Below are 25,873 nucleotides of genomic sequence, written 5' to 3' on the forward strand. Positions count from 1 at the left end.
CAACAAACTCATTTTCAGAATTTGTTGGCAATTTAAGAATTTAAGTGAAAAGATTTTACTTTTTCTCGTTTTTATTGCTGAAAAAACTGCTCATAAATTTGGAGCCAATATCCATAACATCATCTAATACACTGCCGTCCCTATCTAAAAATTTTTGGATAAAGCTCATTTCTTGCTGGGGAACTTGTTGTGTTGTGGTATTTACGATATTAATTACTCCTTTTACATCTAAGCCTTGTTGTTTTTTCTGCTGTCCCAAGAATTCCAACACTATGGGAGCAACGGCGGCAAGAATATTGCCTACGGTTTCCATACCTACGCCCGCACTTTTACTGATTTGATTTTGGGCATTTTGTTGAGTATTACCTAACACGTGTCCCAAAATTTTCATTCCGTCTTGGATAATATTTTGAGAATTGCTGGTCAGTGCAGAAGTAATATTATTCAGAAGGTTTCCATCGTGTTTTTCAAGAGCTTTATCCAAAGATTTTGCCCCTTCTTCTTGCTGAACGTTTTTGTTCAAACCGCCAAGAATCATAGGTAAGCCCATTGCAACTACCTTTTGCACAGCCTCTTCATTTACACCAAATTGTTGAGCCATATTTTTGAGCGTATCGCCCTGCAACAGCCCTGTTAAGCTTTGAAATAGATTTTCCATTAGATTTCTTGATTTTCTTTGCCAAACTTCCACAAAATAGAAATTTTAAATGAAAAAACCAAAACATATCAAAAAAATTGAAAGTGCGAGAGGATTTCTTGGAGAGAAACAAAATTGCAATTTGCAGATTTACAATTTTTTCCTAACTTTGCCCTCCCAATCAGCTCTGAAAGTTAAATTGAATAGGTTATGTTGTATCCCGAACACAAAAATTTACATTACGCCGAAGTAGCCCAAGAGGTACTTAAATTTTGGAAAGAAAATAAAATTTTTGAAAAATCCATTTCTCAACGAGAAAAAGCTACCGAATTTGTTTTCTATGAAGGTCCTCCTTCGGCAAATGGCACGCCCGGTATTCATCACGTAATGGCTCGCACCATTAAAGATATTTTTTGCCGCTATAAAACCCTCAAAGGTTTTCGTGTAGAACGCAAAGGTGGTTGGGATACGCACGGCTTGCCCGTAGAATTACAAGTAGAAAAATCTTTAGGCATTACCAAAGAAGACATTGGTATAAAGATTTCCATTGAAGAGTACAACCAAAAGTGCCGTGAAACCGTAATGATGTACACTGACCAATGGAATGACCTTACCGAAAAAATGGGCTATTGGGTAGATTTAGAAAATCCTTACATTACTTATGAAAATAATTACATTGAAACACTTTGGTATTTACTCAAAAAACTTTACGAAAAAGGCTTGCTTTACAAAGGCTACACGGTTCAGCCTTATTCGCCTGCGGCAGGTACGGGTTTAAGTTCTCACGAACTCAACTACCCTGGCACTTACCAAGATGTCTCTGATACATCTATCGTTGCTCAATTCAAAGTTATTCTGAATGAAAAATCTGCATTCTTATTTGAAGACGAAAATGAAGATGTAAGAATTTTAGCTTGGACAACCACCCCTTGGACACTCCCTTCCAATTGTGCTTTGGCTGTGGGCGAAGAAATTACCTATGTCAAAATTAAAACCTTTAACCCTTACACGCACAAACCCATTTCAGTGATTTTAGCCAAAGATTTATTGCCTAAATATTTTTCTGATAAAGCCAAAGAACTCAAACTTTCCGACTACAAAGCAGGTGATAAACTCATTCCTTTTGAAATTGCGAAAGAATTTCAGGGCAAACACCTTCTGGAAATTCGCTACGAGCAACTTATGCCTTATGTAAGCAATGAAGAATTACAGAAAAATGCTTTCCGTGTTATTGCAGGCGATTTCGTTACTACCGAAGATGGTACAGGCGTAGTGCATACGGCTTCGGTATTTGGTGCTGATGACTTCCGTGTTTGTAAAGCCAATGGCGTGCCTTCGGTGTTGGTGCTTGATGAAAACGGCAAACCTTCGCCCCTTGTGGATAAAAAAGGAAAATTTGTAAAAGAGGTAGGCAAACATTTAGCCGAAGGTATCAAAAAGTATAATATCAAAACGCATAAAGAGTTCGGAGAAAATGATTTTTACGTAAAAAATTATCTTTCCGAAGATGAAAAGCAAGAAAATTACAAATCCACTGATGTAATTATTTCAATCATTCTTAAAGAAGAAAATAAAGCCTTCAAAGTAGAAAAGTATTTGCACAGCTATCCGCACTGCTGGCGTACAGGCAAGCCTGTTTTGTACTATCCTTTGGATAGCTGGTTTATCCGTACTACGGCTCTCAAAGAGCGAATGGTGGAACTTAATAAAACTATTAACTGGAAGCCCGAAAGTACAGGAACAGGACGTTTTGGCAGTTGGTTGGAAAACTTAGTGGACTGGAACTTATCACGCTCACGCTACTGGGGAACGCCGCTACCCATTTGGCGAACCGAAGACGGCAGTGAAGAAAAATGTATTGGCTCGCTTGCTGAATTAAAAGCAGAAATAGAAAAAGCCAATCAAATTTTAGGCTTGCAACAACCCACAGAACTACCTGATTTACACCGCCCTTATGTAGATAGAATTATTTTAGTTTCGGAAAAAGGCGATAAAATGTATCGTGAGCCAGATTTGATTGATGTTTGGTTTGATAGCGGTGCTATGCCTTATGCTCAGTGGCATTATCCTTTTTCTTCTCTCTCTTTGGGAGAAGGGCAAGGGGTGAAGCAATTCCCCGCCGATTTTATTTCCGAAGGCGTTGACCAAACTCGTGGCTGGTTTTTTACCCTTCACGCTCTTGCCGTGATGCTTTTTGATAGCGTTGCTTTCAAAAATGTAGTTTCCACAGGTTTGGTTTTGGATAAGAATGGCGAAAAAATGTCCAAATCCAAGGGGAATGTTATCAATCCTTTTGAAACCCTTGAAAAATACGGTGCCGATACAGTGCGTTGGTATATGGTGGAAAATGCCAACCCTTGGGATAACTTAAAATTTGATTTAGATGGTGTCATTGAAGTAAGAAACAAGTTTTTCGGTACTTTACACAATACTTACAATTTCTTTGCTCTTTATGCCAATCTGGATAAATTTATTCCTAAAAAACAAAATTTTGAACTCCCTCAAAATGCCTCTGAACTTGATAAATGGATTATTTCCAAACTTCAAACCACTATTTTAGAAGTAGAAAAGGCTTACGAAGACTATGAGCCTACAAAAGCCGCTCGTGCTATCAGCGATTTTGTTACAGAACACCTTTCTAATTGGTATGTACGACTTTCTCGGAAGCGTTTTTGGGTAGGTGAAATGACTGCCGACAAGCAAGCCGCCTACGAAACACTTTTTGAGTGTTTGAAAGTAGTTTCGCAAATGATGTCGCCCATTGCTCCTTTTTACGCCGATTTCTTGTATAGAAATCTGACAAGTCCTTTGCACTTGGGCAATGAGGTTTCTGTGCATCTAACAAACTGGCAAAAAGCGAATGAAAATCTCATAGATAAAGATTTAGAGCAAAAAATGGAATTGGCTCAGCACATCTGTTCGCTCACACACGCTTTGCGTAAAAAAGAAAAAATCAAGGTGCGTCAGCCTTTGAGCCGTATCCTTATTCCTGTGCTAAATCCAAAGCTCAAAGAGCAAATCAATGAGGTAACCGAACTTATCAAGACCGAAGTTAATATTAAGACTATTGAATTTGTTGATGACACTTCGGGGGTGCTTGTGAAGAAAATCAAACCGAATTTCAAGCGTTTGGGCGAAATTTACAAGGCTAAAATGAAGGAAGTTGCGAGCATTATTCAAAATTTTAGCCAAGCCGATATAAACCGCTTGGAGCGTGAAGGACTTTACGAAGCTCAAATTTCTGATGGCTTTATTACGCTCACAATGGAAGATGTAATCATTGAAGCAAGCGAAATAGCGGGCTGGTCGGTACTCAGTGAAAAGGGGCTTACGATAGCTCTGGACATTACGGTTACAGAAGAATTGCGTTACGAAGGCATTGCTCGCGAAATGGTCAATCGTTTGCAAAATCTACGAAAGGAAAAAAATTTAGAAGTAGCTGATAAAATTCAAGTACTTATTGAACGCAGTACCGCTGAAATTGATACAGCCCTTGAAAAACACAAAGACTATATCGCAGGCGAAGTACAAGCTGTTGCTTTCGGTTTAGCCTCCACTCTCAATGGCAGTGCTGATGAAGTAGAAATTGATGAATTAAAAGTAAAAGTAGTAGTAAGTAAAGCATAATTGTTTGTAAAACATTGAAAATCAATATATTTTTGAAAAATTTACAAGCAAATAAATAGGTTTTTTTGGTGGTTTCAAATGTTTTGCATAAAATAGCAAGTCAAACTTTTGCATAAAATTTATGAAATGTACGCTTATACTGGATAAAAGTGGCTCAATGACCATACGCGACCAAAAAAATGGACGTTCTCGCTGGGAGGCTTGCAAGGAAGCTATCACAGCTCTTGCCTACAAAGCCGAACAAAAAGACCCCGAAGGAATGACTTTGTATATGTTTGCGGGGCGTTTCAAAAAATATGAAAAAGTAACCGCTGCCAAAGTTACAGAAATCTATGAAGAAAATGAACCCGGAGGTGGTACAGAATTAGGCGAGGTATTGGAAGATTTATTCAAGCAAATATCTGAACGAAAAGCCAAAGGCAGTACCGAACCTGAATTGGTATTAGTTGTTACTGATGGCGAGCCTGATAATCGTGAAACGGTTGCTCAAGCAATAGCCAAAATGTCGCACAAAATTAAGGATAGGAGCGAACTGGCTATCTCTTTTATTCAAGTAGGTACTGACCCTGCCGCTACTGATTTTCTTAAAACTCTCGACGACGACCTCACCAAAGCAGGTGCGGCTCTGGATATTGTAGATACCGTTACTTTGGAAGAAATGGAAGAGTATTCTCTCTCGCAAATCTTTGAAAAAGCCTTTGCTGATTAAAGCAAGCATTTTAGTAAAGCGACAGCATTGTATGATGTTGTCGCTTACGTGAGCTAATATTTGAGATTGGCTAATTTCTGTGGGTTTTTCAAAATAATTTTTCCTTCCTGAATTTCAATCAAGCCTTCTTGCTTGAAATCGCTCAATGTACGAATAAGTGATTCGGTTGCTGTACCTACTACCGAAGCCAAATTATCACGAGAAATGTACATTCCCGCCTGATTTTTGTATTTTTCGTTAAGCATTACCAAAGTTTCGGCAATACGCTTGCGTAAAGAATTGTACGCCATTGAGGTTAGGAATTTTTCTTTCTCGGCTACTGCCCCTGCAAGCATACGTATAAACTTTTGTGCAACACTTTGTTTTTTATGCAAAATGGTCAGAAATTCATTTTTAGGAATAGCTACTAAATCACTCTCCTCCAATGTTTCGGCGGTATCAGTGTGCAGTGTATCTTCTAATACAGGAATATAGCCAAAAAATTCTCCTTCGCCAAAAATAGCCGTAATAAACTCTTTTCCATCAGCAGTGGTTTGGTAAGTCTTTATTTTACCTTTCTGCACATAGTACAATTTGTTTGCCTCATTGCCTTCGGCATAAATAATTTGCTTTTTCTTAAAATGAAAAATTTTTCTATCCGAAACAAGCGATTGCAATTCGGCATCAGCTTTGGCTTCGTTCCAGAAAGCCTCAAACTCAGCTTCGGTAGTAGTATTTTTTTTCAGATTTTCATTACGCTTCAAGCGGCTTTCTACTGCTCCCAAAAGCTCTGCTTCCGAAAAGGGCTTGGTCAGATAATCATCTGCTCCCATTTCCATACCTTTGCGAATATCAGAGCGTTCTGTTTTGGCGGTAAGAAATATAAATGGAATAGGAGAAAGTTCGGAGTTGTGCATAAAAATTTGCAAAACGCCATACCCGTCCATTACGGGCATCATAATATCGCAAATTACCAAATCGGGCTTTTCGGCAAGAGCTTTCTCAACTCCTACTTTTCCATTTTCAGCAGTTTGCACCCGATAGCCCGCTAATTCTAACATTTCTGCAGTATTTTCACGAATTTCTTCGTTATCTTCTATCAAAAGAATGGTTTTAGTAGCCATAGCGAAAGGGTTGGTGTAAAACTATGCAATGATAAAAAAAATCACTGAAAAAGGCAAAATTAAAGTTAAAGAGAATATTTTATTTCCTTTTCTTGTTTCCTGCCTCTTGTCAGTATCGCCTTATTAGTTGCAAAACATTTTCCACGTGGTAAGTATGCGGAAACATATCCACAGGTTGTACAGCAGTGATTTCGTATTTTTCAGCGAGTATTGCCACATCACGAGCTTGAGTGGCAGGATTGCAACTTACATAAACAATTTTTGTTGGAGCAAGTTTCAAGATAGTTCTTACTACATTTTCGTGCATACCTGCACGGGGCGGGTCGGTGATAATTACATCAGGTTTGCCGTGCTTTTGTACAAAATTTTCGTTGAGCAAGTCTTTTATATCTCCTGCAAAAAATTCAGTATTGCTTATTTTGTTAATATCTGAATTTATTTTGGCATCTTCAATGGCTTCGGGTACATACTCAATGCCTACTACCTTTTTTGCTTTGTTTGCTATGAAATTGGCAATTGTGCCTGTGCCTGTGTAAAGGTCATAAACCACTTCATTGCCTTGCAGTTCGGCGAAATCTCTTGCTACACAATACAAACGATAGGCTTGCTCTGAATTCGTTTGATAGAATGATTTTGGACTAATACGAAATTGTAAATCCTCCATTGTAGCCGTAATATAAGGCTTTCCTGCAAAAAATTGAATTTCTAAATCGTGGTAGCTGTCATTCTTTTTCTGATTGATAGCATATTGCAAAGAAGTAATTTGTGGAAAAGAGTTCTGCAAAAACTGCATTGTTTGCTCAATAGCAGGCTGATTGTTTTCTGCAAAAATCACAAGTACCAACCATTCGCCAGTATTAGTGTTGCGAATTACCAAGTTTCGCAAGAAACCTCTGTGATTTTTCAGGTCGTAGAAGCTAAAATTTTGCTTTCGGGCAAAATCTTTCAAACGATTGCGAATTTGGTTAGATAGTTCCTCTTGCAAATAGCACGTTTCAATGTCAATGATTTTATCAAAGCGTTCGGGAATATGAAAACCCAAAGCATTCTTTTCAAAAACTTGCCCTGTGGCAATTTCTTCAGCCGAAAGCCAACGATTGTTGGAAAAAGTAAATTCTAATTTGTTCCGATAAAATTGCGTTTTTTGCGAAGCTATGATAGGTTTTACTTCGGGAAAAGCTACCTTTGCAATGCGTTCAAGAGCATCTACGACTTCTTGTTGTTTTTGTTCTAATTGTTTTTCATATTGCAGATGTTGCCATTTGCACCCCCCACAAACACCATAATGCCTGCAAAAAGGCTCTTGCCGAAAGGGCGAAGCCTCGTGAATACGAACAGCACGGGCAAGCCAATAATTTGATTTTTTCTTGAAAACTTCAAGGTCGGCGATGTCTTGCGGAGCAACATTTCCTTCAACTAAAATCACCCTATCCTGATAATGAGCTAAACAACGACCTTCGGCAATAGGTTTTTCTATGAAAACTTTTTCAAGCAGTATTTTTTCTTGTTTCTTCTTTCGCATAAATATTCTGCTCAATTTCTTTCAAAAAGCAATCTTTCGCCTTTTTTGCTTTCATCAAATTTGCCCTGATGATACACCAAATGCCCCGAAACTATGGTACTTTCTACCGAAGTTTGGAAAGTATAGCCCTCCAAAGGCGACCAAGCACATTTATAGAGCAGATTTTGGCGTTTTACGTGGCAAGGTTTATCTAAATCTACCACTACCAAATCTGCCCAGTAACCTTCCCGAATAAAGCCCCTCTTTTCAATCTGAAAGCAAACGGCTACATTATGACTCATTTTTTCCACGATTTTCTCCAAAGAAATTTTGCCTTGCTTGTAAAACTCTAACATCATTTGCAAAGAAAATTGTATGAGCGGCAAACCCGAAGGGGCTTGCCAGTAATTTTGAGATTTTTCGTCCCAAGTATGAGGGGCGTGGTCGGTGGCAATTACATCAAAATTATCATTAAGCAGGGCTTGCCAGAGAGCCTCCTGATGAAAAACTTCCTTGATAGCAGGATTACATTTAATTTGATGCCCCAAACGTTCATAATCTTGCTTATTGAACCACAAGTGATGAACACAAACCTCCGAAGTAATACGCTTTTGAGGCAAAGGAATATCGTTTCGGAATAGTGCTACTTCATCGGCAGTGGTAATGTGCAAGACGTGCAGACGAGTATTATATTTTTTAGCAAGTTCTACGGCAAATTTTGAGGATTTCAAACAAGCCTCAACATTGCGAATTTCGGGGTGGCAAGCGGCAGGGACATTATCGCCATACTTGTTTTTGTAAATTTCGCTTTGCTTGCGGATAGTCTCTTCATCTTCGCAGTGCGTAGCTATCAGCATAGGACTTTGACTGAAAACCGCCTCCAAAGTTTTAGGATTATCCACAAGCATATTCCCCGTAGAGCTACCCATAAATATTTTTACACCACACACATTGCGAGGATTGGTTTTGAGGATTTCTTCCAAATTATCGTTGGAAGTTCCCATATAAAAAGAATAATTGGCAAGAGATGTCTGACGAGCAATTTCGTATTTTTGAGCCAAAAGTTCCTGTGTAAGAGCATTCGGAACGGTATTAGGCATTTCCATAAAACTGGTAGTGCCTCCTGCCACAGCGGCTTTGGCTTCGGTGTAGATAGTGGCTTTGTGCGTAAGCCCAGGCTCACGAAAATGTACTTGGTCATCAATTACACCGGGCAAGACAGCTTTTCCTGCTACGTCAATTACTTTGTTTGCTACGTCGGCAGAAATTTGCGGAGCAATTTTTTCAATAAAACCCTCTCTGATAAGAATATCCGCTGAAAAAATCTTACCCTCGTTGATAATTTGGCAGTTGGTAAGTAGGAGGCTCATAGTATTTTTGGGCAAAGTTAAGGACTTTTTGTGCAAAGTTATCCATTTTTGATGAGTTGTTTTTTGAGACGATAACGCTCTTTGGCAAGAGATTTGAGAAAAGCCAAATCTTTATCCAAACTCTCCTCCATTATTGTTCCATAGATAGCCCTATCAATATTTTGCAGGCTTTCGGCAAGTTTTTCTCTTTGTAGCACCTCAACAATTTCACTGGACGTAAAAGAGCTATAAGGTTCTCCTTCAATTTGTTCTAAATGCTTTTTCCAAAGTATAAAGGCTTGCTCAATATCTTTTAGTCTCTTTCGGGTGCGAATTTTAAGCATTTCTTTTTCAAAGTTATCTTCAAAAAGTACTTGTTTGCGTTTGAGATTAAGCAGAAGGATTTGTTTTTTTATCCAATCGCCAAAAAAAAGCCAAACAATAGCCAAAATAAAGAATGAAGTAACCAACCCCAAGACCCAAGCCTGGAAATTTAGTTTAGTAGGCAGAGAAGCATATTGCGTGTTTGCTTTTAGAGTAATAGTATCCAAACGATTGGAAAGAATATACTGCTTCAAGAAAATAGAATCTATGTTAGAAAAAATTGAAACGGAATCGCCATTGGGTTGTATGTAAAAGGCAGGCAAACGCAATTTTTGTACAGGTTCTATTTCAAAACTTTTTAGCCAAAAAATAGCACTGTCTTTGCTAAGCGAGCCTTGAGTTTGAGTAGGGAAAAAATCCTTTTTATGCCATTCAAAAGGGCTATATTGGTAGGTTGTATCAGGAAAAAGCACCTGCCAATGTTTAGGGTATTCAAAGGAAAAAGCCACAGGAACAGGTTTCCCTAAAAATAAAGTATCTACTAAAAATTTAAGTTTAGGCTTGTAGGCAATACTATCTTGTTGAGCAAAGCCCAAAGTGGCAAAACAAATATATGCCCAAAAGAAAGTGATAGCTTTTATCATCTTGTAAATTTGAAAGGTTGCATAGTTTTACGTTCTGCCCATTCTTTGCCTTTACGTGTTTCGGCAAATTGCCTGCTGGCGTTCGCCGAAATCTTGAAGCCGATAACGAGCTGGTCATCAAGTTGGCGTTCTGCACCTTTCCATTCTTCCATTGTTTTGTTCAAGTGCAGATGTTGAGCCTTAAAATTGGGCATTTTAGAGAGTTCTATAAATAATTTTTTAAGATTGCTACCCAAAAACTTTCTACCTTTTGCACCACCAAATTGGTCTGCATAACCATCAGTAGCTAAATAAACGTAGGTATCTACTTCACCTAATTTGATAACTCGGTTATGAAAATGCTCCTGATTGGCTTTTCTTACTCCCCCTATTCCCATTCTATCGCCGGGAATTTCTTCCAACTCTCCATTTCTGATAAGATACAGCGAGTTATTTGCTCCTGCAAACTCTAAAATGTTATGCAATTCGTGAAAAACTACTATTGCAATATCCATTCCATCTCGGGCACTTTCTTCGGCTAAATCATCTTGTTTGAGAGCAAATTTGATTTCTTCGTGAAGTTGGTTCAGAATTTCTGCGGGACGTGTAACCCCTCTTTCCAAAATAATCTGATTGAGCAAAGTATTGCCAATCATACTCATAAAAGCTCCGGGAACGCCGTGTCCTGTACAATCAACCACAGCTACGATGGCTTTGTTATCTTTTTCGGCAAACCAATAAAAATCACCACTTACAATATCACGAGGCTTAAAGTAAATAAAGGCTTCGGGAAACACACGCGTAAGTTGCGTTTTAGAAGGCAAAATAGCTTGCTGAATACGTTGAGCGTAATGAATACTATCTGTAATTTGCTTGTTTTGTTCATAAAGTTCTTGGGTACGAGCGGCAACTAATTGCTCCAATTTTTCATTTTGTTGCTCCATCATTTCTCTACGTTCTCGCTCTTGTTCTTTTTCCAAACGTTCTTTTTCCAAGGCTCTTTGTGCTATTTCTTTGCGAAGTGTATTGATTTTATCAGCAAGAGCCAAAGAAAGCAAAATCACCTCCATCGCCGAACCTATCTGAATAGAGTAAGTTGTAATAAAACTCGTTGGGGCAAGTCCTAAACCTCGCAAAGCTACTAAAATAGCTCCAATCAGATACACAATCCAAGCTATTACAAAAAAGCGTGCGGGACGAAAACCCGCCTTGAGCGAAGAAAAACCTCCATACAAAAGAGCTAAACAACTTGGTAAAACAAGAAATGTGGCTACCCTTAAAACGATACGTTGCGTGAGCACAAAAGATAAAATGAGACCTATCAGAGCGATGGCTATGAGTATCAGTAGAATTTTATCTAAAACTTTTTGTTTGGTAGATGTACTCAAAAAATCTCTTGAAAAGGCAATTCCCGCGATAATAAGCAAACTTGCCGCCATTGGCATATTAAAATGATTGAAACCGGGCAAATTTCCCCATAAAAACTGAAAGCCAATACCATTGAAAGCAAGTTGAAAAAGCAAAATCGCTAAAATATTGAAAATATAAAGCAAGTAGTTCCTTTCTCTGAGCACACTGTAAATAAATAAATTGTAAAGCAACATCACAATCATTATCCCATAGTAAATGCCAAAAACCCACATCGAAAGGCTTTCAGCTTGGATAAATTTATCAGGTTGCCATACGTAAATAGGAAAAGAAACAGTGCTATCATTCTTGATACGCATCAGTACATTGTAAGTACTAAAAGCGGGCAATTTAACTTGGAAAACAAAATTTCTGGTCTGCAAATCTCTTTGTCTAAACGGCAGCCAATCGCCTGTTTGTAATTCTTTTACTACTTCGCCATTTTCATTAAAAACATAAAAACGAACTTCGTCTAATACGGCATAATCTATTTCTATAAAAATCTCCTTTTCACGATTATGAGGGTTTTGAAGTTGAAATTTTGCAAAAAAAGCCGCTTTACTATAACCATAGTTTGGGCTTTCCTCATTAGGAGGCAAAAATTTATCAGTATTTTGCAAGACCTCTTTGCTGGTCATAAAAGCTGTACTATCTTTGAAAACTCGCAAATACTTCTTTCCTACTTGTATTTTTTCAAATTTTTCGGGAATAACCACAGGTTCTTGGGCGAATAACAGCAAGCAGTGCAAAAGGAAGCCAAATAAAAGCCCTATTTTTTTCATTGTGTTCAAAAGGTTATGGTTGGTTTTTAGCAACAAGTTGTTAATTTCGCATAAAAAAAATTATTACGCAAGCTTTTTGTAGTTTTTTTAATAATTCAACAAGAGTCCCTTTTTTTACATCAATGAAGCATCATTTTGGTTTTGTAAAACAAAAAAATCTAATATCTATCTGTAAAGGGAAAATAAGATTTTTGAGCAAATTATTTACAAAATTTTGCAGACTTGCACTTTTTTTGTACATTAACATTTCAGAAAAGCTATCTATTTATGTTTTTTGCGAAATTTTTGCCTTTTGTTTTTTACTGGATACTTGTATGTGTAAATTTTACTTTTGCTCAAAAAAAAGCCCAACCCAATGCCTCCGAACAAATACAGCAATGGATAGAGCAAGGCGAAGCCGAATGGGAAGTATCTAATTATCAAGACGCTGTAGGTTGGTTCAATAAAGCTATTAAAGCTGATTCAAGCAGAGCAGATGCTTATTTCAAAAGAGCAAAATCTTGGGTTCAACTGAAAAAATATGAAAATGCCCTTAATGATTTGCTTACCGCAGATAGTTTGGGCTACAAAGATAACGAACACGACTTGTACTTGGGTGTCAGTTGGTTTGGCTTACAACGTTATGATAAAGCCTTAAATCATCTTGAAAAATTTGAAGAAACAGCCCCCAAAGATAGCCTACAAGCCTCTTTGTATGTGTATTTAGCGGAAAGTTACAAAGAATTAGGCAAGAAAAAAGATGCTTCCAGAGCATACCAAAAAGCCCTTGAACTCAAACCTGATGATGCTGATATTTATTTCCTGCGAGCCAATTTTTGGTCTATGCAAGAGGCTTGGAGAGAAGCCTTAGAAGATATAAAAAAAACGCTTGCTCTAAATCCTCGTTTTTGGAAAGCCTACAAGCTAAAAGCAGAAATTTTATTCAAACAAGGCAAAGACCAAGCCAGCACCGAAGCGTGGCAAGTATATTTTTCCAAACAACCTGATAAGAAAAAAATCTCCGCCCAAGATTACAGCCTATACGCTTACAGCCTTGCTCAGCTTAAACAATATGCCAAAGCAATAGAAGCTATTAGTAAAGCAATAAGTTTAGATAAAGATAACCCTGAATGGTATTTTGAGAGAGCCACTTATTATACTTTGCAGAAAAATCTTTCCAAAGCCCTACAAGATACCGAAAAAGCTATAGAGTTAGACGGCGAAGACCTCTCTTATTTTCGTCAGCGGGCATTTTTGTATTATGAACTCAAAAAATACGAGGAATCTCTTTCTGATTACACCTTTTTAGCACAACAAGATGATAAAAACCCCGAATATCATTACCGAGTGGCAGAACTCAAATTTTTGCTCAAAAAAACACCCCAAGAATATCACCAAGATGTGCTTGCGGCGTACCAGTTGGGGTATCCCAAAGAAAAAATGCTTCCCGAGTTGCAACCCTATACACAAAAAAAACTCGGCAAATCTAAAAGAAAACGCTTTTTGTGGATTTTCTGATACAATTTTTCTACACAACTCAAAAAAAGCCACTGCTCAACGCAATGGCTTCGGGTATTATTGGGGTTAAAATTTAGAACAGACTTTTGTTTAGGTCAAACTCTTCTAAATAATCAGCGACACGTCTGACAAACATTCCCCCCAAAGCACCATCTACTACGCGATGGTCGTAAGAATGCGAAAGGAACATTTTATGCCTTACGCCAATGGTATCACCAAAAGGGGTTTCTATTACGGCAGGAATTTTGCGTATTGCACCCAATGCCAAAATACCCACTTGGGGTTGCATAATAATAGGTGTGCCAAGAACATTACCAAAAGAACCTACATTTGAAACGGTATAAGTACCACCCGCAAGTTCATCGGGTTTGAGTTTATTATCTCTGGCTCGGCGAGCTAAATCATTGATTTTTTTGGTAAGTCCTACTAAATTGAGTTGGTCAGCATTGTGAATTACAGGCACAATCAAATTACCATTAGGCAAAGCTACCGCCATTCCAATATTGATTTGCTTGCGTTTGATAATTTTATCACCATCAACGGAAATATTCATCATCGGATAATCTTTCAAAGCCTTCACAATGGCTTCTACAAACATTGGCATAAAAGTCAAGGCTTCGCCTTCTCGCTGTAACATTTCATCTTTAACCTTTCTACGCCAATACACCAAATTGGTTACATCAGCTTCCACAAAAGACGTAACGTGAGGAGCCGTATGCTTGGACTCTACCATTCTTTGGGCAATGATTTTCCGCATTCTATCCATTTCTACAATTTCATCACCCTCGTAAATAGGCACAGGCGTAGAAGTTTTTTTCGTTTCCACGGGCTTTATTTCTTGCACAGGTTCGCTTATTTTTACCTCTACGATAGGTTTAGTTTCAATGATAGATTCTTTTTTAACTTCGCTAACTTGCGGCTGTGGGGTTGTTTTTTGCAGTTTTTTAGCTTCAACATAGGCGAGAATATCATTTTTAGTAACTCTACCCTCTTGCCCTGTCCCTTGAATAGCCTCTAATTCAGCCATTGAAATACCCTCTTCTTTGGCAATGCTCAACACCAAAGGTGAATAAAAACGCCCTTCACCACTTACAGGTTGAGCCTGTATTTTTTCAGAAATTTCTGCAATCTGGTTGGCAATCACCTCTATTTCGGGGCTTGGTATAGGTTCGGAAGAGCCTCCACCTGTGTCAATGATAGCAATAGGCTTGCCCACCTGCACTACGTCCCCCTCCTTCACAAGAATTTCTTTCAATACCCCTGCATGGGTAGAGGGGATTTCCGTATCAACTTTATCGGTGGCTACTTCCAAAATGGACTCGTCTTGTTCAACTTTATCACCAACTTTTTTGAGCCAGTTCAGGATAGTTCCTTCCATTACGCTTTCGCCCATTTTGGGCATCAGAAGTTCTACAAGAGCCATAATTTTTGATTTTTTCTTTTTGCACGGCAATTTACAAATTAAACAGAATTTGCCAAATAAAAAAGCACAAATACCCGTAAAGATATTTGTGCTAAGCCCAATAGCGGCATTTATCAGTTTCTCTTTTCACCCTTCAAAGAAACATTCTTGAAAGGATACCCATTATTAGCTCTATCTACATCTGCCATTCTTTCGGTAGGGTCTATTTCAATTTTTTCAATACCATCAAGGTTGGCAGGAATTTTGAAGGTATATTCAGGGTACGTCCAACCCCAATCTGAAAGTAGAATGAGAGGAATGTTGTTTATGTTTTCTTTCTTTTCACCTCGCATTAAATCCAGAGGTATGTTGTAAATTTCTTTTTTGCCATCTTTGTAAGTAACCCAAACATCTATTGGCATAATCATTTCACCTTTTCGTTCCAAAATTACTTCTGTTTCGCTTCCAATTTTATTAACAGCTTTTATGCCATAATCAATAGTTTTAGTGGTGTAAATCCAATATTCTTTGTACCAATCTAATTCCAAACCCGAAACTTGCTCCATCACGCGTATAAAATCGTTTGGATTGGGGTGTTTGAACTTCCAAGTATTGAAATATTCTAACATTCCTTTATCAAAAGCCTCTTTTCCGATGATATAGCTCAATTGATTTAAGAAAATAGAGCCAATTGAATAACTACTCACACTGTAAGCTCTATTAGTACGATAGTGGTCGGCGTGAGTGCTTAAAGGCTCATTTTGTCCTGCTTTTACAAGTGCAAAATAACTGCGATAGCTATCAATGTGTGGATTTTCTTTGTTGATACCAACAATTTCAGCCATTATATAATCTTCGGCAAAGGTGGTAAAACCTTCGTCCATCCAAGGGTACAGACTTTCATTAGTTCCTAAAATACCATAAAACCAATTGTGAGCGGCTTCGTGAACAGCAACCCCTACCAGTCCTGCCATTTCTTTGTGTCTGCCCAAAATAAGTGTTGCCATAGGATATTCCATTCCGCCATCGCCCCCTTGAATAAATGAAAATTGCTCGTAAGGATATTTCCCAAATTTTTCATTCATAATTCTAAAAAAGCGAACCATATAGTTGGGTAATTCTCTCCATTTTTCTACAATTTGTGGCTCATTTTTGTAGAAAAAGTGTATTTCGGGCAAATCGGCTTCTTTGCGAATGGTATGCAAAAATTCGGGGTCTGCCGCCCAAACAAAATCGTGAACATTGCTGGCTTTGAATTGCCAAGTGAGTTTGGGAGAATTAGGGCGTTTCACGGGCTTGCCCTTGGTATCATAACCTTTGCCTATTTCCTGCGGATTTTGCAGAATGCCCGTTGCCGCAACCATATATGAAGAATCTACGCTAATTTTTACGTCAAAATCACCAAAAATCCCATAAAACTCCCTACCGATGTAAGGGTGAGCGTGCCAGCCCTGATAATCGTATTGAGCCATTTTCGGATACCATTGAGCCATTGAATAGCGTACTCCTTCGGCATTATCTCTGCCTGTACGGCGAATTTGAATAGGCACTTGTGCCTCAAATTCCATTTCAAAGATTGTTTGCGATTTGGGAGCAATAGGTTTGGCGAGTTCTACTTCTAAAATCGTGCCTTCTACTTTGTACTGTAAGGGTTTGCCATCTTGTTTGAGCGAAAGAACTTTCTGGTAACCAATTTCATTTTCTTTGAGCTTAAAAATTCTATCACGCACACGCCCATCAGGGTCGGCAATGGTACGAGAGCGAACATCCATCAGGCTATTAGGCTGAAAAGCATTGAAATACAAGTGATAAAAAACCTTTTGAAGCACATCAGGCGAGTTATTGAAATACACCAGTTTCTGCTTGCCTTTGAAACGATTGGTTTGCACGTCCATATCAATTTCCATTGTGTATTGGACGCGTTGCTGCCAGCGGTCAGGTTGAGCAAATGCCCCTAAACCAATAAAAACTACAATAAGCAGTAATAAGAAACTTTTGTTCATCTCTGTAAGTGAGTTTAGGTATTTAGAAACGCAAATATAACAAAAAAATTATGTTCGTGTTTTATTGAAAAACACATCAAAGTTTTTTGAAACATAACGGTTGCTGAATTTTTTATTTTCCATCAAAAAAAACAAAAAGCAGTCTGTACTAATCAAACTGCTTTCGTGGAATTTTGCTAAAAAACTTACTTGTCTTTGGCAGAGGTTTCGGAAACTTCTTCTTCGAGGTTCTTTTTTACTTCTTTGGTAGCATCTTTGAACTCACGAATACCACGACCTAACCCACGAGCTAATTCAGGGATTTTCTTTGCTCCAAAGAGAAGTAGCAAGGCAAACACTATGAGAAAAATTTCTGTGGGCTGTAATCCTAAAAACAAAAGACTTGCTTGCATAAGAGAGCGATTTAATTTCGGCAAAGTTAAGGATTTTTCGTAAATTATGCAAAAAATGTTCTTTTATTTCGGAGCAAAGGCAATTTGTTTGCCTAATTTTTCTTTACTCATTGTAAAAATTTCTTTAACACGTAAGCAAGGATAAAACTGGTAAGCCTTGTTGGCAAAAGCCACTGAATCAATGAAATTTTCTTGGAAATAAGCCTTTACGGCTTCATTATAGTAAAAAATACCTATTAAGTTTTCCAAAGAAATAGTAGAAAGATTGACAAAATCTGTAATTTGAGGAAGGTTTTCTCTCCTTGAAAGCATACCTTCTGAAAAAAAGGCAGTAGTTTCAATCATAAAAATCTCCCCTTCTTCTCCTACAACACATAAGAAAACGTGATTATCTGTTTCGTAAAGTTGGTAAGAAAATCCTGTTTTTTCAAGAAAATAGGCAAATACTGCTACCCCTCCTACGCAATTGTAAGTGCCGGTCTGAAAAATATGCCCCCAAGAGGCATTTTTATCGTAAGTTTTTAGGTATTTTTGATGTAAAAAATGAAACAAATATTTCAAAAAAGCCTTTTCATCTTTGAAACGTTGGCGTTTGCAATGGAGTTTTTGAGCATCTTTTTCCAACTTTTTTTGCCAATTTGTTACTTGCTCGTTAGAACTAAAATTACAAGAAAATGCCCATAGCTGTTTCCACGATAACTCCTGCGAAAAAGCCTCCATAAAAATAGCTACATAAAGCAATATGCCTATCAAGAATCTCAATGTTAATTTAATGTTAAATAATTGTTTGATAAATTTAACAAAAAATTAACAAATATAAAAGTAGAAAATGTGAATTTTGCTTACATTTGTTTTTTTTAGCAAACTCATATCAACTATGAAGCACCTGCTTCCTTGTGGCAATCAGCTGTACTACGAACTACACGGCAATACCAATGCAGAAATTACACTTTTGTTTTTAGGAGGGCTTTCACAATCTACAATGGCTTGGCAGGCTTATTTGCCCGCATTTTCTGAAAATTATAGAGTTTTACTCGTAGATTTAATGTTTCAGGGGCAATCGGATAACCCTTCCCAATTTAGAACTTTTAAGGAACACGCCGAAGATGTAAATCATCTCTTGGAGAGCTTACAATGCAAAAAAGTTGTTCCTGTTGGTATCTCTTATGGTGGGGCGGTGGTTATGCGTCTGATGTATTATTTTCCTCAAAATATTTACAAGGCAGTTTTAATGGCAACTTTCGCCCATAAAACACCTTTTTTTGATGCTATCGGAGATGCTTGGCAGAGTGCTTTGCAAGCAGGAGGATACCCTTTAATGCTTGATGTGATGCTCCCTTTTGTACTGGGGCAACATTATTTCCAAAATCCGCTTATTCCTATTGAAACACTTAAACAAATGCGTATTAGCAATGATTTAAGCATTGACAGGCTCGCTAAACTAATGACTGCCACCGCTATCAGCGAAGATTTTCGCCCAAATTTACAGGAAATTCAAATTCCAACCCTTGTAATTTGCGGGCAAGAAGACATTTTATGCACTCCCGAAATGCACCAAGCAATTGTAAAAGCTATGCCCTTTGCTATTTATCAGGAAATACCTAAGGTAGGACACACACTCAATTTAGAAGCTATTCCACAAACGATTGAGCTTATCAGAACGTTTGTGCGAAAATAACCGCTTATCTCAATAAATGTGATTTAGAAGTGTTTCGCCAACCTGCTTGGCTCTCATAATTTACAAAGTAGATTTTTAAATCTGCTTGGCTCTCGTAATCTACAAAGTAGATTTTTTTATTTGCCTGACTTTCGTACTTTACAAAAAACCACTTGCCATCTTTATTCGCTTGACTTTCGTATTGCACCTTATATACCTTCAAATCCGCTTGGCTTTGGTATTTGGTAACGAATACTTTAATATCTGCCTGCGATGCATATTTGGTTTCATACACTTTTTGTGCCTGTGCTATACCAAGTAAAGCACAAACAAAAATCAAAGTTAGCACAACTTTTTTCATAAACTTTCGTTTTCTGCAAGCAAAATAAAATTTTATTTTTTCAAAAACAAGCTATTATGTAATTTTTATGTAATTTTTTTGCTTTTTCTAATCTTTTTCTCTATCATTGTACGCAAAAACGTTTATTGAACAATGGCAAAACTAAAAAACATAATCAAACAACTGACAAAACAAGATTTTGATGTAATTTTCAATAGCTTGATGGAAAGCAATGCTGAAAAATCAGCATACTTACTTCAAATGCTTTATCAAGAAAAAATGTCTGACTCACAAATTATGGAACGCTTAGATGTGAATAGCAATGCATATTACACGTTGCGTTCGCGTCTGAATCAGAAAATAGAGGAGTATCTGCTTGAACAAGTAGAAAACCCCCGTGCCGATTTGCTTAAAAAAGTGGCAAATATCCCTGAAATTGTTTTTACCAAAAAAAGAACGATTGTTGTAGCTACACTCAAAAAATTGGAAAAAGAATTATTAGATTACGACCTTTCCAATGAACTAACCATTGTCTATAAAACACTCAAACGCTTACACGCTCACACTTCCGATTATTTCACTTACTCTCAGCTCTACAACAAACACGTTGCCTATATGCTTTCGGTAGATAAAGCCGAAACGCTTATCACTGAGTATTTTCGTAAGTTTGGTAGTTTTTTCTTTTCAGGTAATGAAACCGAAAAATTAGAACTTACACTCATTCACAAAGAGCTTCAGTCTATTCGCAATCTTTATGATTCGCACCGTTTATTTGTATATCAGAGTTGTGTGGGTATTTTTCATCTGCTTTTTGTGGAAGGCAAAGACTCAATGGACGAAGAAGCCATTGAAAACACCATTGCCAAAGTAGAGAAAATCTTTGGAATGTATCCTATGGATACCACTTATCACCACTTAAAAATTGTATTTGAGTTCCTTAAACTTGAATACTACAACAGCTACAAATTGTATCGCAAAGCCGAAGATTATTATGATGAAGTAAATGACTCTATTAGTACCCTTCTTTCCAATTATACCATTTACACTTTCCCTGCACGTTTCTTATATACTAAAATTGAAAGAGCTTTACGTTTAGGCTTGCAGAAAGAGCTTTACAACGAAAATTTACATATTTTTGAAGATATAGAAATGGACAGCGAAGATATTCCTAATTATGTGAGTTATGTAGTATATCGGGCTTTGGGTTGCCATTATGCCGAAAAACACGAGGAAGCGGCTCGCTTGCTCAATAACTTGCTCAATGATGTTTCTATCAAGAAATACCCCTTGGCTCTCATTGAAGTGAAGTTGATTTTAGCTTTGCAATATGCTATTAACCGAGAAAACGAACTTCTTACCCAACTACTTGGCAGTGTACAAAGGCAAATCCGTATGCTTGGCAAACAGCAATGTGCCGCTGCGGCTTTGTTTATTAAAGTTATTAAGCTCATCATCAATCAAAGCAAATCCGATAGGTCTAACAAGGCTCGTGCCTTGATGGATAAGATTAGCCAAATTCCACGAATGGGCTTTGCCCCCACCAAGTACCTTGCCATTGATGAAAAACATTTCAAGTAAAGAATGATTGTTGCAGAAAATATATTCAAAAGCTACGGCAAACTGGAAGTGCTGAAAGGCGTTAGCTTGCAAATACAGAAAGGTGAAATTCTAACTATTGTAGGAGCATCGGGTGCAGGAAAAAGCACCCTTTTGCACATTTTAGGAACACTGGATAAAGCCGACTCGGGCAGAATAAGTATTGCAGGTGAGGAAATTCAGAAACTCTCTGACAAAAAGTTAGCTCAGTTTCGGAATGAAAAAATTGGCTTTGTATTTCAGTTTCATAATCTTTTGCCCGAATTTTCGGCACTTGAAAACGTGGCTCTACCTGCTTTACTTGCAGGCAAAAAGAGCCAAGAAGCCTATCAGCAAGCCGAAAAGTTACTCACAATGCTCGGATTAGCAGAAAGAATAAAACATCTGCCAAGCGAGCTTTCAGGCGGAGAGTGCCAAAGAGTAGCCGTTGCTCGTGCTTTAATCAACCAACCGCAAGTTATTTTTGCTGATGAACCCAGCGGCAACTTAGACAGCCACAATGCCGAAGAACTTTATCGTATTTTTTTTCAAATCCGTGAGCAATTTCAAACAACCTTCGTGATTGTTACACATAGCCAAACACTCGCTCAAATGGCTGATAGGAAACTCTTGATAAAAGACGGACAAATACAGCTTTGAAAAAAGAATAAAAACAAAATTTTGCTAAAAACGTTTAACACCCAAAAAGCCAATGCTTATGATTCGCTACACCGTAGAAGATCAAATTGCCACTATTGCGTTCAATATGGAAAATGCTCCAATGAACGTATTAAACGAAGAATCCATAAAAGCCTTTGATGAAGCTATTGATAAGGCTATCAGTGATACCAACGTGAAAGGTATCATTGTTACTTCTGATAAAAAAGAATTCGTAGCAGGTGCCGACCTGAATATGCTACTCAAAAATGCTTCTTTGGAGCAAAGCTATGCTATGATAAGCTATTTGCATAAAGTTTTTAGAAAATATGAATCCTGTAAAAAGCCCGTAGTAGCGGCTATCAATGGAACGGCTTTGGGAGGCGGTTATGAGTTATGTTTGGCTTGCCATTATCGGATTGCCTTGAATGATACTAAAATTCAGATAGGTTTGCCCGAAGTGCTTATTGGGCTTTTCCCCGGTGGTGGTGGAACACAGCGTTTGCCTCGTATGATAGGCATTGAAAAAGCCTTACCCTTGCTTTTGGAAGGTAAAAAACTTAATCCTGAACGAGCTTTGAAGGAAGGACTCATCAATGAGCTTGCAGAAAGTAAAGAAGAACTTTTACAAAAAGCTAAAAACTGGATTTTAGCCAATCCACGTGCCTTACAACCTTGGGACGAAATTGATAAAAAAGGCAATGTAGTGGGTATGCAGAATTACAAAGTTCCCGGTGGTAATGTTCAATCCCCCAAAGGGGTGCAAACTTTCATTGCAGGAACAGCTCTTTTGCAAGGCAAAACACAAGGCAATTATCCTGCTCCGCAAGCCATAATGGAATGTGTATATGAAGGTCTGCAAGTTTCCATTGATGACGGCTTAATGATTGAAGCCAAGCATTTTGCACGCATCAGCCAAACTCCTGAGGCTAAAAATATGATTAGAACCCTCTTTTTTGCAATGAATGAAGCCAACAAAGGAGCGGCTCGCCCCAAAGATATTCCTACTGCCGATGTAAAAAAAGTAGGTATTTTAGGGGCAGGTATGATGGGAGCAGGCATTGCGTATGTAAGTGCAATAGCAGGCATTGAGGTTGTGTTGAAAGACACAAGTGTAGAAAATGCTGAAAAAGGCAAGGATTACTCACGTAATTTGCTCAAAAAAGAGATAGAAAGAGGCAGATATTCCCAAGCACAAGCCGAGGAGATTTTGGCACGCATTCATACTACCGCCGAAGCCAAAGATATGCAGGGTTGTGATTTAGTAATTGAAGCAGTCTTTGAAAATCGTGAGCTTAAAAATCAGGTTACCCAAGAAACGGAAATCTTTTTGAATGAGAAAGCTATTTTTGCCTCCAATACATCTACTTTACCCATTACAGGGCTTGCTGAAGCCTCCAAACGTCCTGAAAATTTTATCGGCTTGCACTTCTTTTCGCCTGTGGATAAAATGATGCTTGTAGAGATTATTATGGGCAAAAAAACTTCGCCTTATGCTTTAGCCGTAAGTATTGATTATGTGAAAAAAATTAAAAAAACACCCATTGTAGTGAATGATAGCCGAGGGTTTTATACTTCAAGGGTATTTGGCACTTATACCGCCGAAAGTATCACAATGCTTTCCGAAGGAATTTCACCTGCTCTCATTGAAGCCGCAGGAAAAGCCGCAGGTATGCCTGTCGGCGGACTTGATGTTTCTGATGCCGTTGCTTTGGATTTGATGTATAAAATCTACCTGCAAACTGAAAAAGATACAGGAATTAAGGTTACTGATACCCCTGACGGCAGAGTAGTGAAGAAATTTGTGGAAGAACTTGGTAGAGTGGGTAAAAAAGCAAAAAAAGGCTTTTACGAATACCCCGAAGATGAACCCAAACGTCTTTGGAGTGGCTTAAAAGATATTTTCCCACCTGCACCCATTCAGCCTGATATTGAGGAGCTAAAAAAACGTATTTTGTACCGACAAGTGATTGAAACCGTGAAATGTTTTGAGGAAAATGTGGTTACAACGCTTCGCGATGCTGATGTTGGTTCTATTTTGGCTTGGGGTTTTCCACCTTACACAGGAGGGGCTTTGTCGTTTATTGATTATGTCGGTGTAGAAAATTTCGTAAAAGAAGCCGATAGACTTGCCAATACTTACGGTGAGCGTTTCCGACCTACGGCTCGCCTGCGAGAAATCGCCCAAAGTGGTAAATCTTTCAGAGAGTTTTATCAATAATTTGAAAAACTCCCGAATGTTTATTCGGGAGTTTTATTTTCTCAAAACTTTTTCCCAAAGTTTTTTTACATCTTCTTTGGCAAGTTGTGAAAGTTTTTTGTCATTTTCGGCTTGTACGTCTTTTTTGATTTGAGCCCCTAAACTTTCTACCGAAGGTACTCGCAAAATATGTAAAATAGGGTATGGGGCTATACCAGTAAGTTGTTGAGGCGAATCAGTAGGAATACCCTCAAATCGCATTAGTGGGTGAAAAGATACAATCTGATATTTCTGTATCCAAGCATTGAGAATAATCATCTCTTCGCAAAATTGCATAAAAGCCTGAAATAATTCTATTTTACCCAAAGCAGGCAAAATAACAAGTGTAGTTTCTGTAGTTGGGTTTTTCTCTAAAAACTCTATTTCTCGGGCAAAAATCTCCAAAAAACCCTTCATCGTTTTTGCCTCTCCTATCACAAAACGAACTGCATTTTTCTCATAAGGAACTTTCGCAAAAGGGCAAAGATTAAGTCCTATGATAAATGTTTCTACCCAATTACGAGTGATTTGCAGAATTTCTTTTTTTTCCTTTGCTGATAGCATTGCTTTGTAATGATGTTTCGGCGGGGGCTTCGCTTTCAGCGAAGCCCCCGCCGAACTTATTTTATTTAGCAGGTAAAATTTTCCCTTCACACTCACCAAAGCCAATTCTCACACCATCTTTTTCAGCAAAACCCCGAATAATCACCGTATCGCCATCTTCAATAAATTTTCGCTCCGAGCCATCGGCAAGTTTAAGCGGTTTGGTGCCTTTCCAAGTAAGTTCCAACATAGAGCCATAAGAATTAGGCTCTTTTCCGCTAATTGTGCCCGAAGCACACATATCCCCCACGCGTACATTACAGCCATTGATAGTATGATGAGCCAGTTGTTGGCACATATTCCAATACATATACTTGAAATTACTTTGACAAATAAGCGTTTCTTTTTTAGCATTGTCAGGTTTCAAATATACTTCCAAATTGATATCGTAACTTTTTTTACCCTTAAACTTCAAATAGTCAAGCACTTCTGGTTTTTGTTTGGGCGAGGCTACACGAAAAGGTTCAAGGGCATCAAGGGTTACAATCCAAGGAGAAATGGTGGAGGCGAAATTTTTGGCTAAAAAGGGACCCAAGGGGACGTATTCCCATTGTTGTATATCTCTTGCCGACCAGTCGTTAAAAAGCACAAGTCCAAAGATATAATCTTCGGCTTCGGCAGTGCTGATACTTTCGCCAAGCTCAGTTTCTTTACCAATAATAAAAGCGACTTCCAGTTCAAAATCCAAAAGTTTAGTAGGCGTGAAATAAGGCTTTTCGGCATCAGCAGGTTTTACCTGTCCTTTGGGACGATGAATAGGCGTACCTGAAACTACAATAGAAGAAGCTCTTCCGTGATAACCCACAGGCAAATGTAACCAATTGGGCAAAAGTGCATTTTTAGGGTCTCGGAACATTGAGCCAACATTGGTGGCGTGTTCTTTACTGGAATAAAAGTCAGTATAATCGCCAATATGCACAGGCAAGTGCATTTGCACGTCTTTAATGTTGTAAAAAGCTAATTTTTGTGTTTCTTTGTCTTTTTGCAGAGTGTCGTTTTCTTTCTGAAAAAGTGAAGAAAGCAAATCGCGTGTTTTACGCCAAAAAGGTTTGCCCAAAGCAATAAAATCATTGAGCGTTTCGGCGTGAAAAACAGAAGCATCAGGCAAACGCAAGTTATTCAGGTAACCTTGTTCTACAAGCACGCTTAAATCAATCACCGTATCACCTATACGCGTACAAGCTCGCGGCGTGCCTCCTTGATACGAAAAAATACCAAAAGGAATATTCTGAATCGGAAAATCACTATTTTTAGGCACTTGTATCCAAGAAGTTAAAGAAGGATTATTGGCTTTGATAGTAGGCATATTTTTGATATTTAACGTGAATTATAAGTCTAACTTATTGTTTTCAAGGGATTTAAATAAAAAAACTTAGGGTAATTGAAAAAATGATTAACTTTGAGTTGTACTTTTTAAATATTTAATCATATGAGTCAATTACCTCT

Annotated in this window: 20 protein-coding genes; 7 read left to right on the plus strand and 13 right to left on the minus strand. The window is 38.0% G+C overall.

Going from position 1 to position 25,873, the window contains the following annotated elements; translation table 11 throughout:
* Positions 1-55: 55 nt before the first annotated feature.
* Positions 56-658: a DUF937 domain-containing protein gene (locus tag Rain11_RS04580; protein WP_101358162.1), complete on the minus strand. Its 603-nt coding sequence runs from the start codon at positions 656-658 to the stop codon at positions 56-58.
* A gap of 189 nt (positions 659-847) precedes the next feature.
* On the opposite strand from Rain11_RS04580, the gene ileS reads away from it, so the two are divergent.
* The gene (ileS, locus tag Rain11_RS04585) at positions 848-4,264 is read left to right on the plus strand and encodes an isoleucine--tRNA ligase (protein ID WP_101358163.1); all 3,417 of its coding nucleotides are present in this window, start codon (positions 848-850) and stop codon (positions 4,262-4,264) included.
* A 121-nt stretch (positions 4,265-4,385) separates the two neighbouring features.
* On the plus strand, positions 4,386-4,973 hold the full coding sequence (locus Rain11_RS04590) for a VWA domain-containing protein (RefSeq protein WP_101358164.1): 588 nt from the start codon (positions 4,386-4,388) through the stop codon (positions 4,971-4,973).
* Positions 4,974-5,026: 53 nt separating this feature from the next.
* Here Rain11_RS04590 and Rain11_RS04595 read toward each other — a convergent pair whose 3' ends face one another.
* The 5 genes from Rain11_RS04595 to Rain11_RS04615 form a co-directional block, all read right to left on the minus strand.
* Positions 5,027-6,076, minus strand: coding sequence for a response regulator (locus Rain11_RS04595; RefSeq protein ID WP_101358165.1), 1,050 nt, complete (start codon positions 6,074-6,076; stop codon positions 5,027-5,029).
* 109 nt (positions 6,077-6,185) lie between these two features.
* On the minus strand, positions 6,186-7,598 hold the full coding sequence (gene rlmD, locus Rain11_RS04600; RefSeq protein ID WP_101358166.1) for a 23S rRNA (uracil(1939)-C(5))-methyltransferase RlmD: 1,413 nt from the start codon (positions 7,596-7,598) through the stop codon (positions 6,186-6,188).
* Positions 7,599-7,609: 11 nt separating this feature from the next.
* Complete coding sequence (locus tag Rain11_RS04605) at positions 7,610-8,947, minus strand: dihydroorotase (RefSeq protein ID WP_101358185.1); 1,338 nt, start codon at positions 8,945-8,947, stop codon at positions 7,610-7,612.
* A gap of 38 nt (positions 8,948-8,985) precedes the next feature.
* Positions 8,986-9,894 carry a hypothetical protein gene (locus Rain11_RS04610; RefSeq protein ID WP_101358167.1) on the minus strand — a complete coding sequence of 303 codons (909 nt, stop codon included), beginning with the start codon at positions 9,892-9,894 and terminating at the stop codon, positions 8,986-8,988.
* Positions 9,891-12,062, minus strand: a complete 2,172-nt coding sequence (locus tag Rain11_RS04615) for a 7TM diverse intracellular signaling domain-containing protein (RefSeq protein ID WP_101358168.1) — start codon at positions 12,060-12,062, stop codon at positions 9,891-9,893. Before Rain11_RS04615 ends, Rain11_RS04610 begins: the two co-directional genes overlap by 4 nt.
* A 267-nt stretch (positions 12,063-12,329) precedes the next feature.
* Here Rain11_RS04615 and Rain11_RS04620 point away from each other — a divergent pair, with 267 nt between their 5' ends.
* Complete coding sequence (locus tag Rain11_RS04620) at positions 12,330-13,559, plus strand: tetratricopeptide repeat protein (RefSeq protein ID WP_101358169.1); 1,230 nt, start codon at positions 12,330-12,332, stop codon at positions 13,557-13,559.
* A 73-nt stretch (positions 13,560-13,632) separates the two neighbouring features.
* Here the strand turns inward: Rain11_RS04620 and Rain11_RS04625 are convergent, their stop codons facing one another.
* The 4 genes from Rain11_RS04625 to Rain11_RS04640 all read right to left on the minus strand — a co-directional run bounded on the left by Rain11_RS04625 (position 13,633) and on the right by Rain11_RS04640 (position 18,118).
* Positions 13,633-14,982 carry a dihydrolipoamide acetyltransferase family protein gene (locus tag Rain11_RS04625; RefSeq protein ID WP_101358170.1) on the minus strand — a complete coding sequence of 450 codons (1,350 nt, stop codon included), beginning with the start codon at positions 14,980-14,982 and terminating at the stop codon, positions 13,633-13,635.
* Positions 14,983-15,095: 113 nt separating this feature from the next.
* Positions 15,096-16,964, minus strand: a complete 1,869-nt coding sequence (locus tag Rain11_RS04630; RefSeq protein ID WP_101358171.1) for a M1 family metallopeptidase — start codon at positions 16,962-16,964, stop codon at positions 15,096-15,098.
* A gap of 185 nt (positions 16,965-17,149) precedes the next feature.
* A complete protein-coding gene (locus tag Rain11_RS04635; protein WP_101358172.1) occupies positions 17,150-17,356 on the minus strand; it encodes a Sec-independent protein translocase subunit TatA/TatB in 207 nt (68 codons plus the stop codon).
* Between the two features lie 63 nt (positions 17,357-17,419).
* Complete coding sequence (locus Rain11_RS04640) at positions 17,420-18,118, minus strand: hypothetical protein (protein WP_133121507.1); 699 nt, start codon at positions 18,116-18,118, stop codon at positions 17,420-17,422.
* A 115-nt stretch (positions 18,119-18,233) separates the two neighbouring features.
* Here Rain11_RS04640 and Rain11_RS04645 point away from each other — a divergent pair, with 115 nt between their 5' ends.
* Positions 18,234-19,034: an alpha/beta fold hydrolase gene (locus Rain11_RS04645; RefSeq protein ID WP_101358174.1), complete on the plus strand. Its 801-nt coding sequence runs from the start codon at positions 18,234-18,236 to the stop codon at positions 19,032-19,034.
* 4 nt (positions 19,035-19,038) lie between these two features.
* Here the strand turns inward: Rain11_RS04645 and Rain11_RS04650 are convergent, their stop codons facing one another.
* A complete protein-coding gene (locus Rain11_RS04650) occupies positions 19,039-19,374 on the minus strand; it encodes a DUF6150 family protein (RefSeq protein WP_101358175.1) in 336 nt (111 codons plus the stop codon).
* A gap of 132 nt (positions 19,375-19,506) precedes the next feature.
* Between Rain11_RS04650 and Rain11_RS04655 the strand changes: the two genes are divergently transcribed.
* Genes Rain11_RS04655 through Rain11_RS04665 form a run of 3 tightly spaced genes read left to right on the plus strand, consistent with a single transcriptional unit; the run spans position 19,507 to position 23,806 of the window.
* Positions 19,507-20,931: a hypothetical protein gene (locus tag Rain11_RS04655; protein ID WP_101358176.1), complete on the plus strand. Its 1,425-nt coding sequence runs from the start codon at positions 19,507-19,509 to the stop codon at positions 20,929-20,931.
* A gap of 3 nt (positions 20,932-20,934) precedes the next feature.
* Positions 20,935-21,588: an ABC transporter ATP-binding protein gene (locus Rain11_RS04660; RefSeq protein WP_101358177.1), complete on the plus strand. Its 654-nt coding sequence runs from the start codon at positions 20,935-20,937 to the stop codon at positions 21,586-21,588.
* Positions 21,589-21,646: 58 nt separating this feature from the next.
* Positions 21,647-23,806 (plus strand): 3-hydroxyacyl-CoA dehydrogenase NAD-binding domain-containing protein, encoded by a 2,160-nt coding sequence (locus Rain11_RS04665; protein ID WP_101358178.1) that lies wholly within the window; start codon positions 21,647-21,649, stop codon positions 23,804-23,806.
* A gap of 33 nt (positions 23,807-23,839) precedes the next feature.
* On the opposite strand, the gene Rain11_RS04670 is transcribed toward Rain11_RS04665, so the two are convergent.
* Positions 23,840-24,478 (minus strand): DUF1415 family protein, encoded by a 639-nt coding sequence (locus Rain11_RS04670; protein WP_133121508.1) that lies wholly within the window; start codon positions 24,476-24,478, stop codon positions 23,840-23,842.
* Positions 24,450-25,733 carry a fumarylacetoacetase gene (fahA, locus tag Rain11_RS04675; RefSeq protein WP_101358180.1) on the minus strand — a complete coding sequence of 428 codons (1,284 nt, stop codon included), beginning with the start codon at positions 25,731-25,733 and terminating at the stop codon, positions 24,450-24,452. Before fahA ends, Rain11_RS04670 begins: the two co-directional genes overlap by 29 nt.
* Positions 25,734-25,873 lie beyond the last annotated feature (140 nt).

It is taken from the genome of Raineya orbicola, from assembly GCF_002843425.1.
Lineage (GTDB): Bacteria > Bacteroidota > Bacteroidia > Cytophagales > Thermonemataceae > Raineya > Raineya orbicola.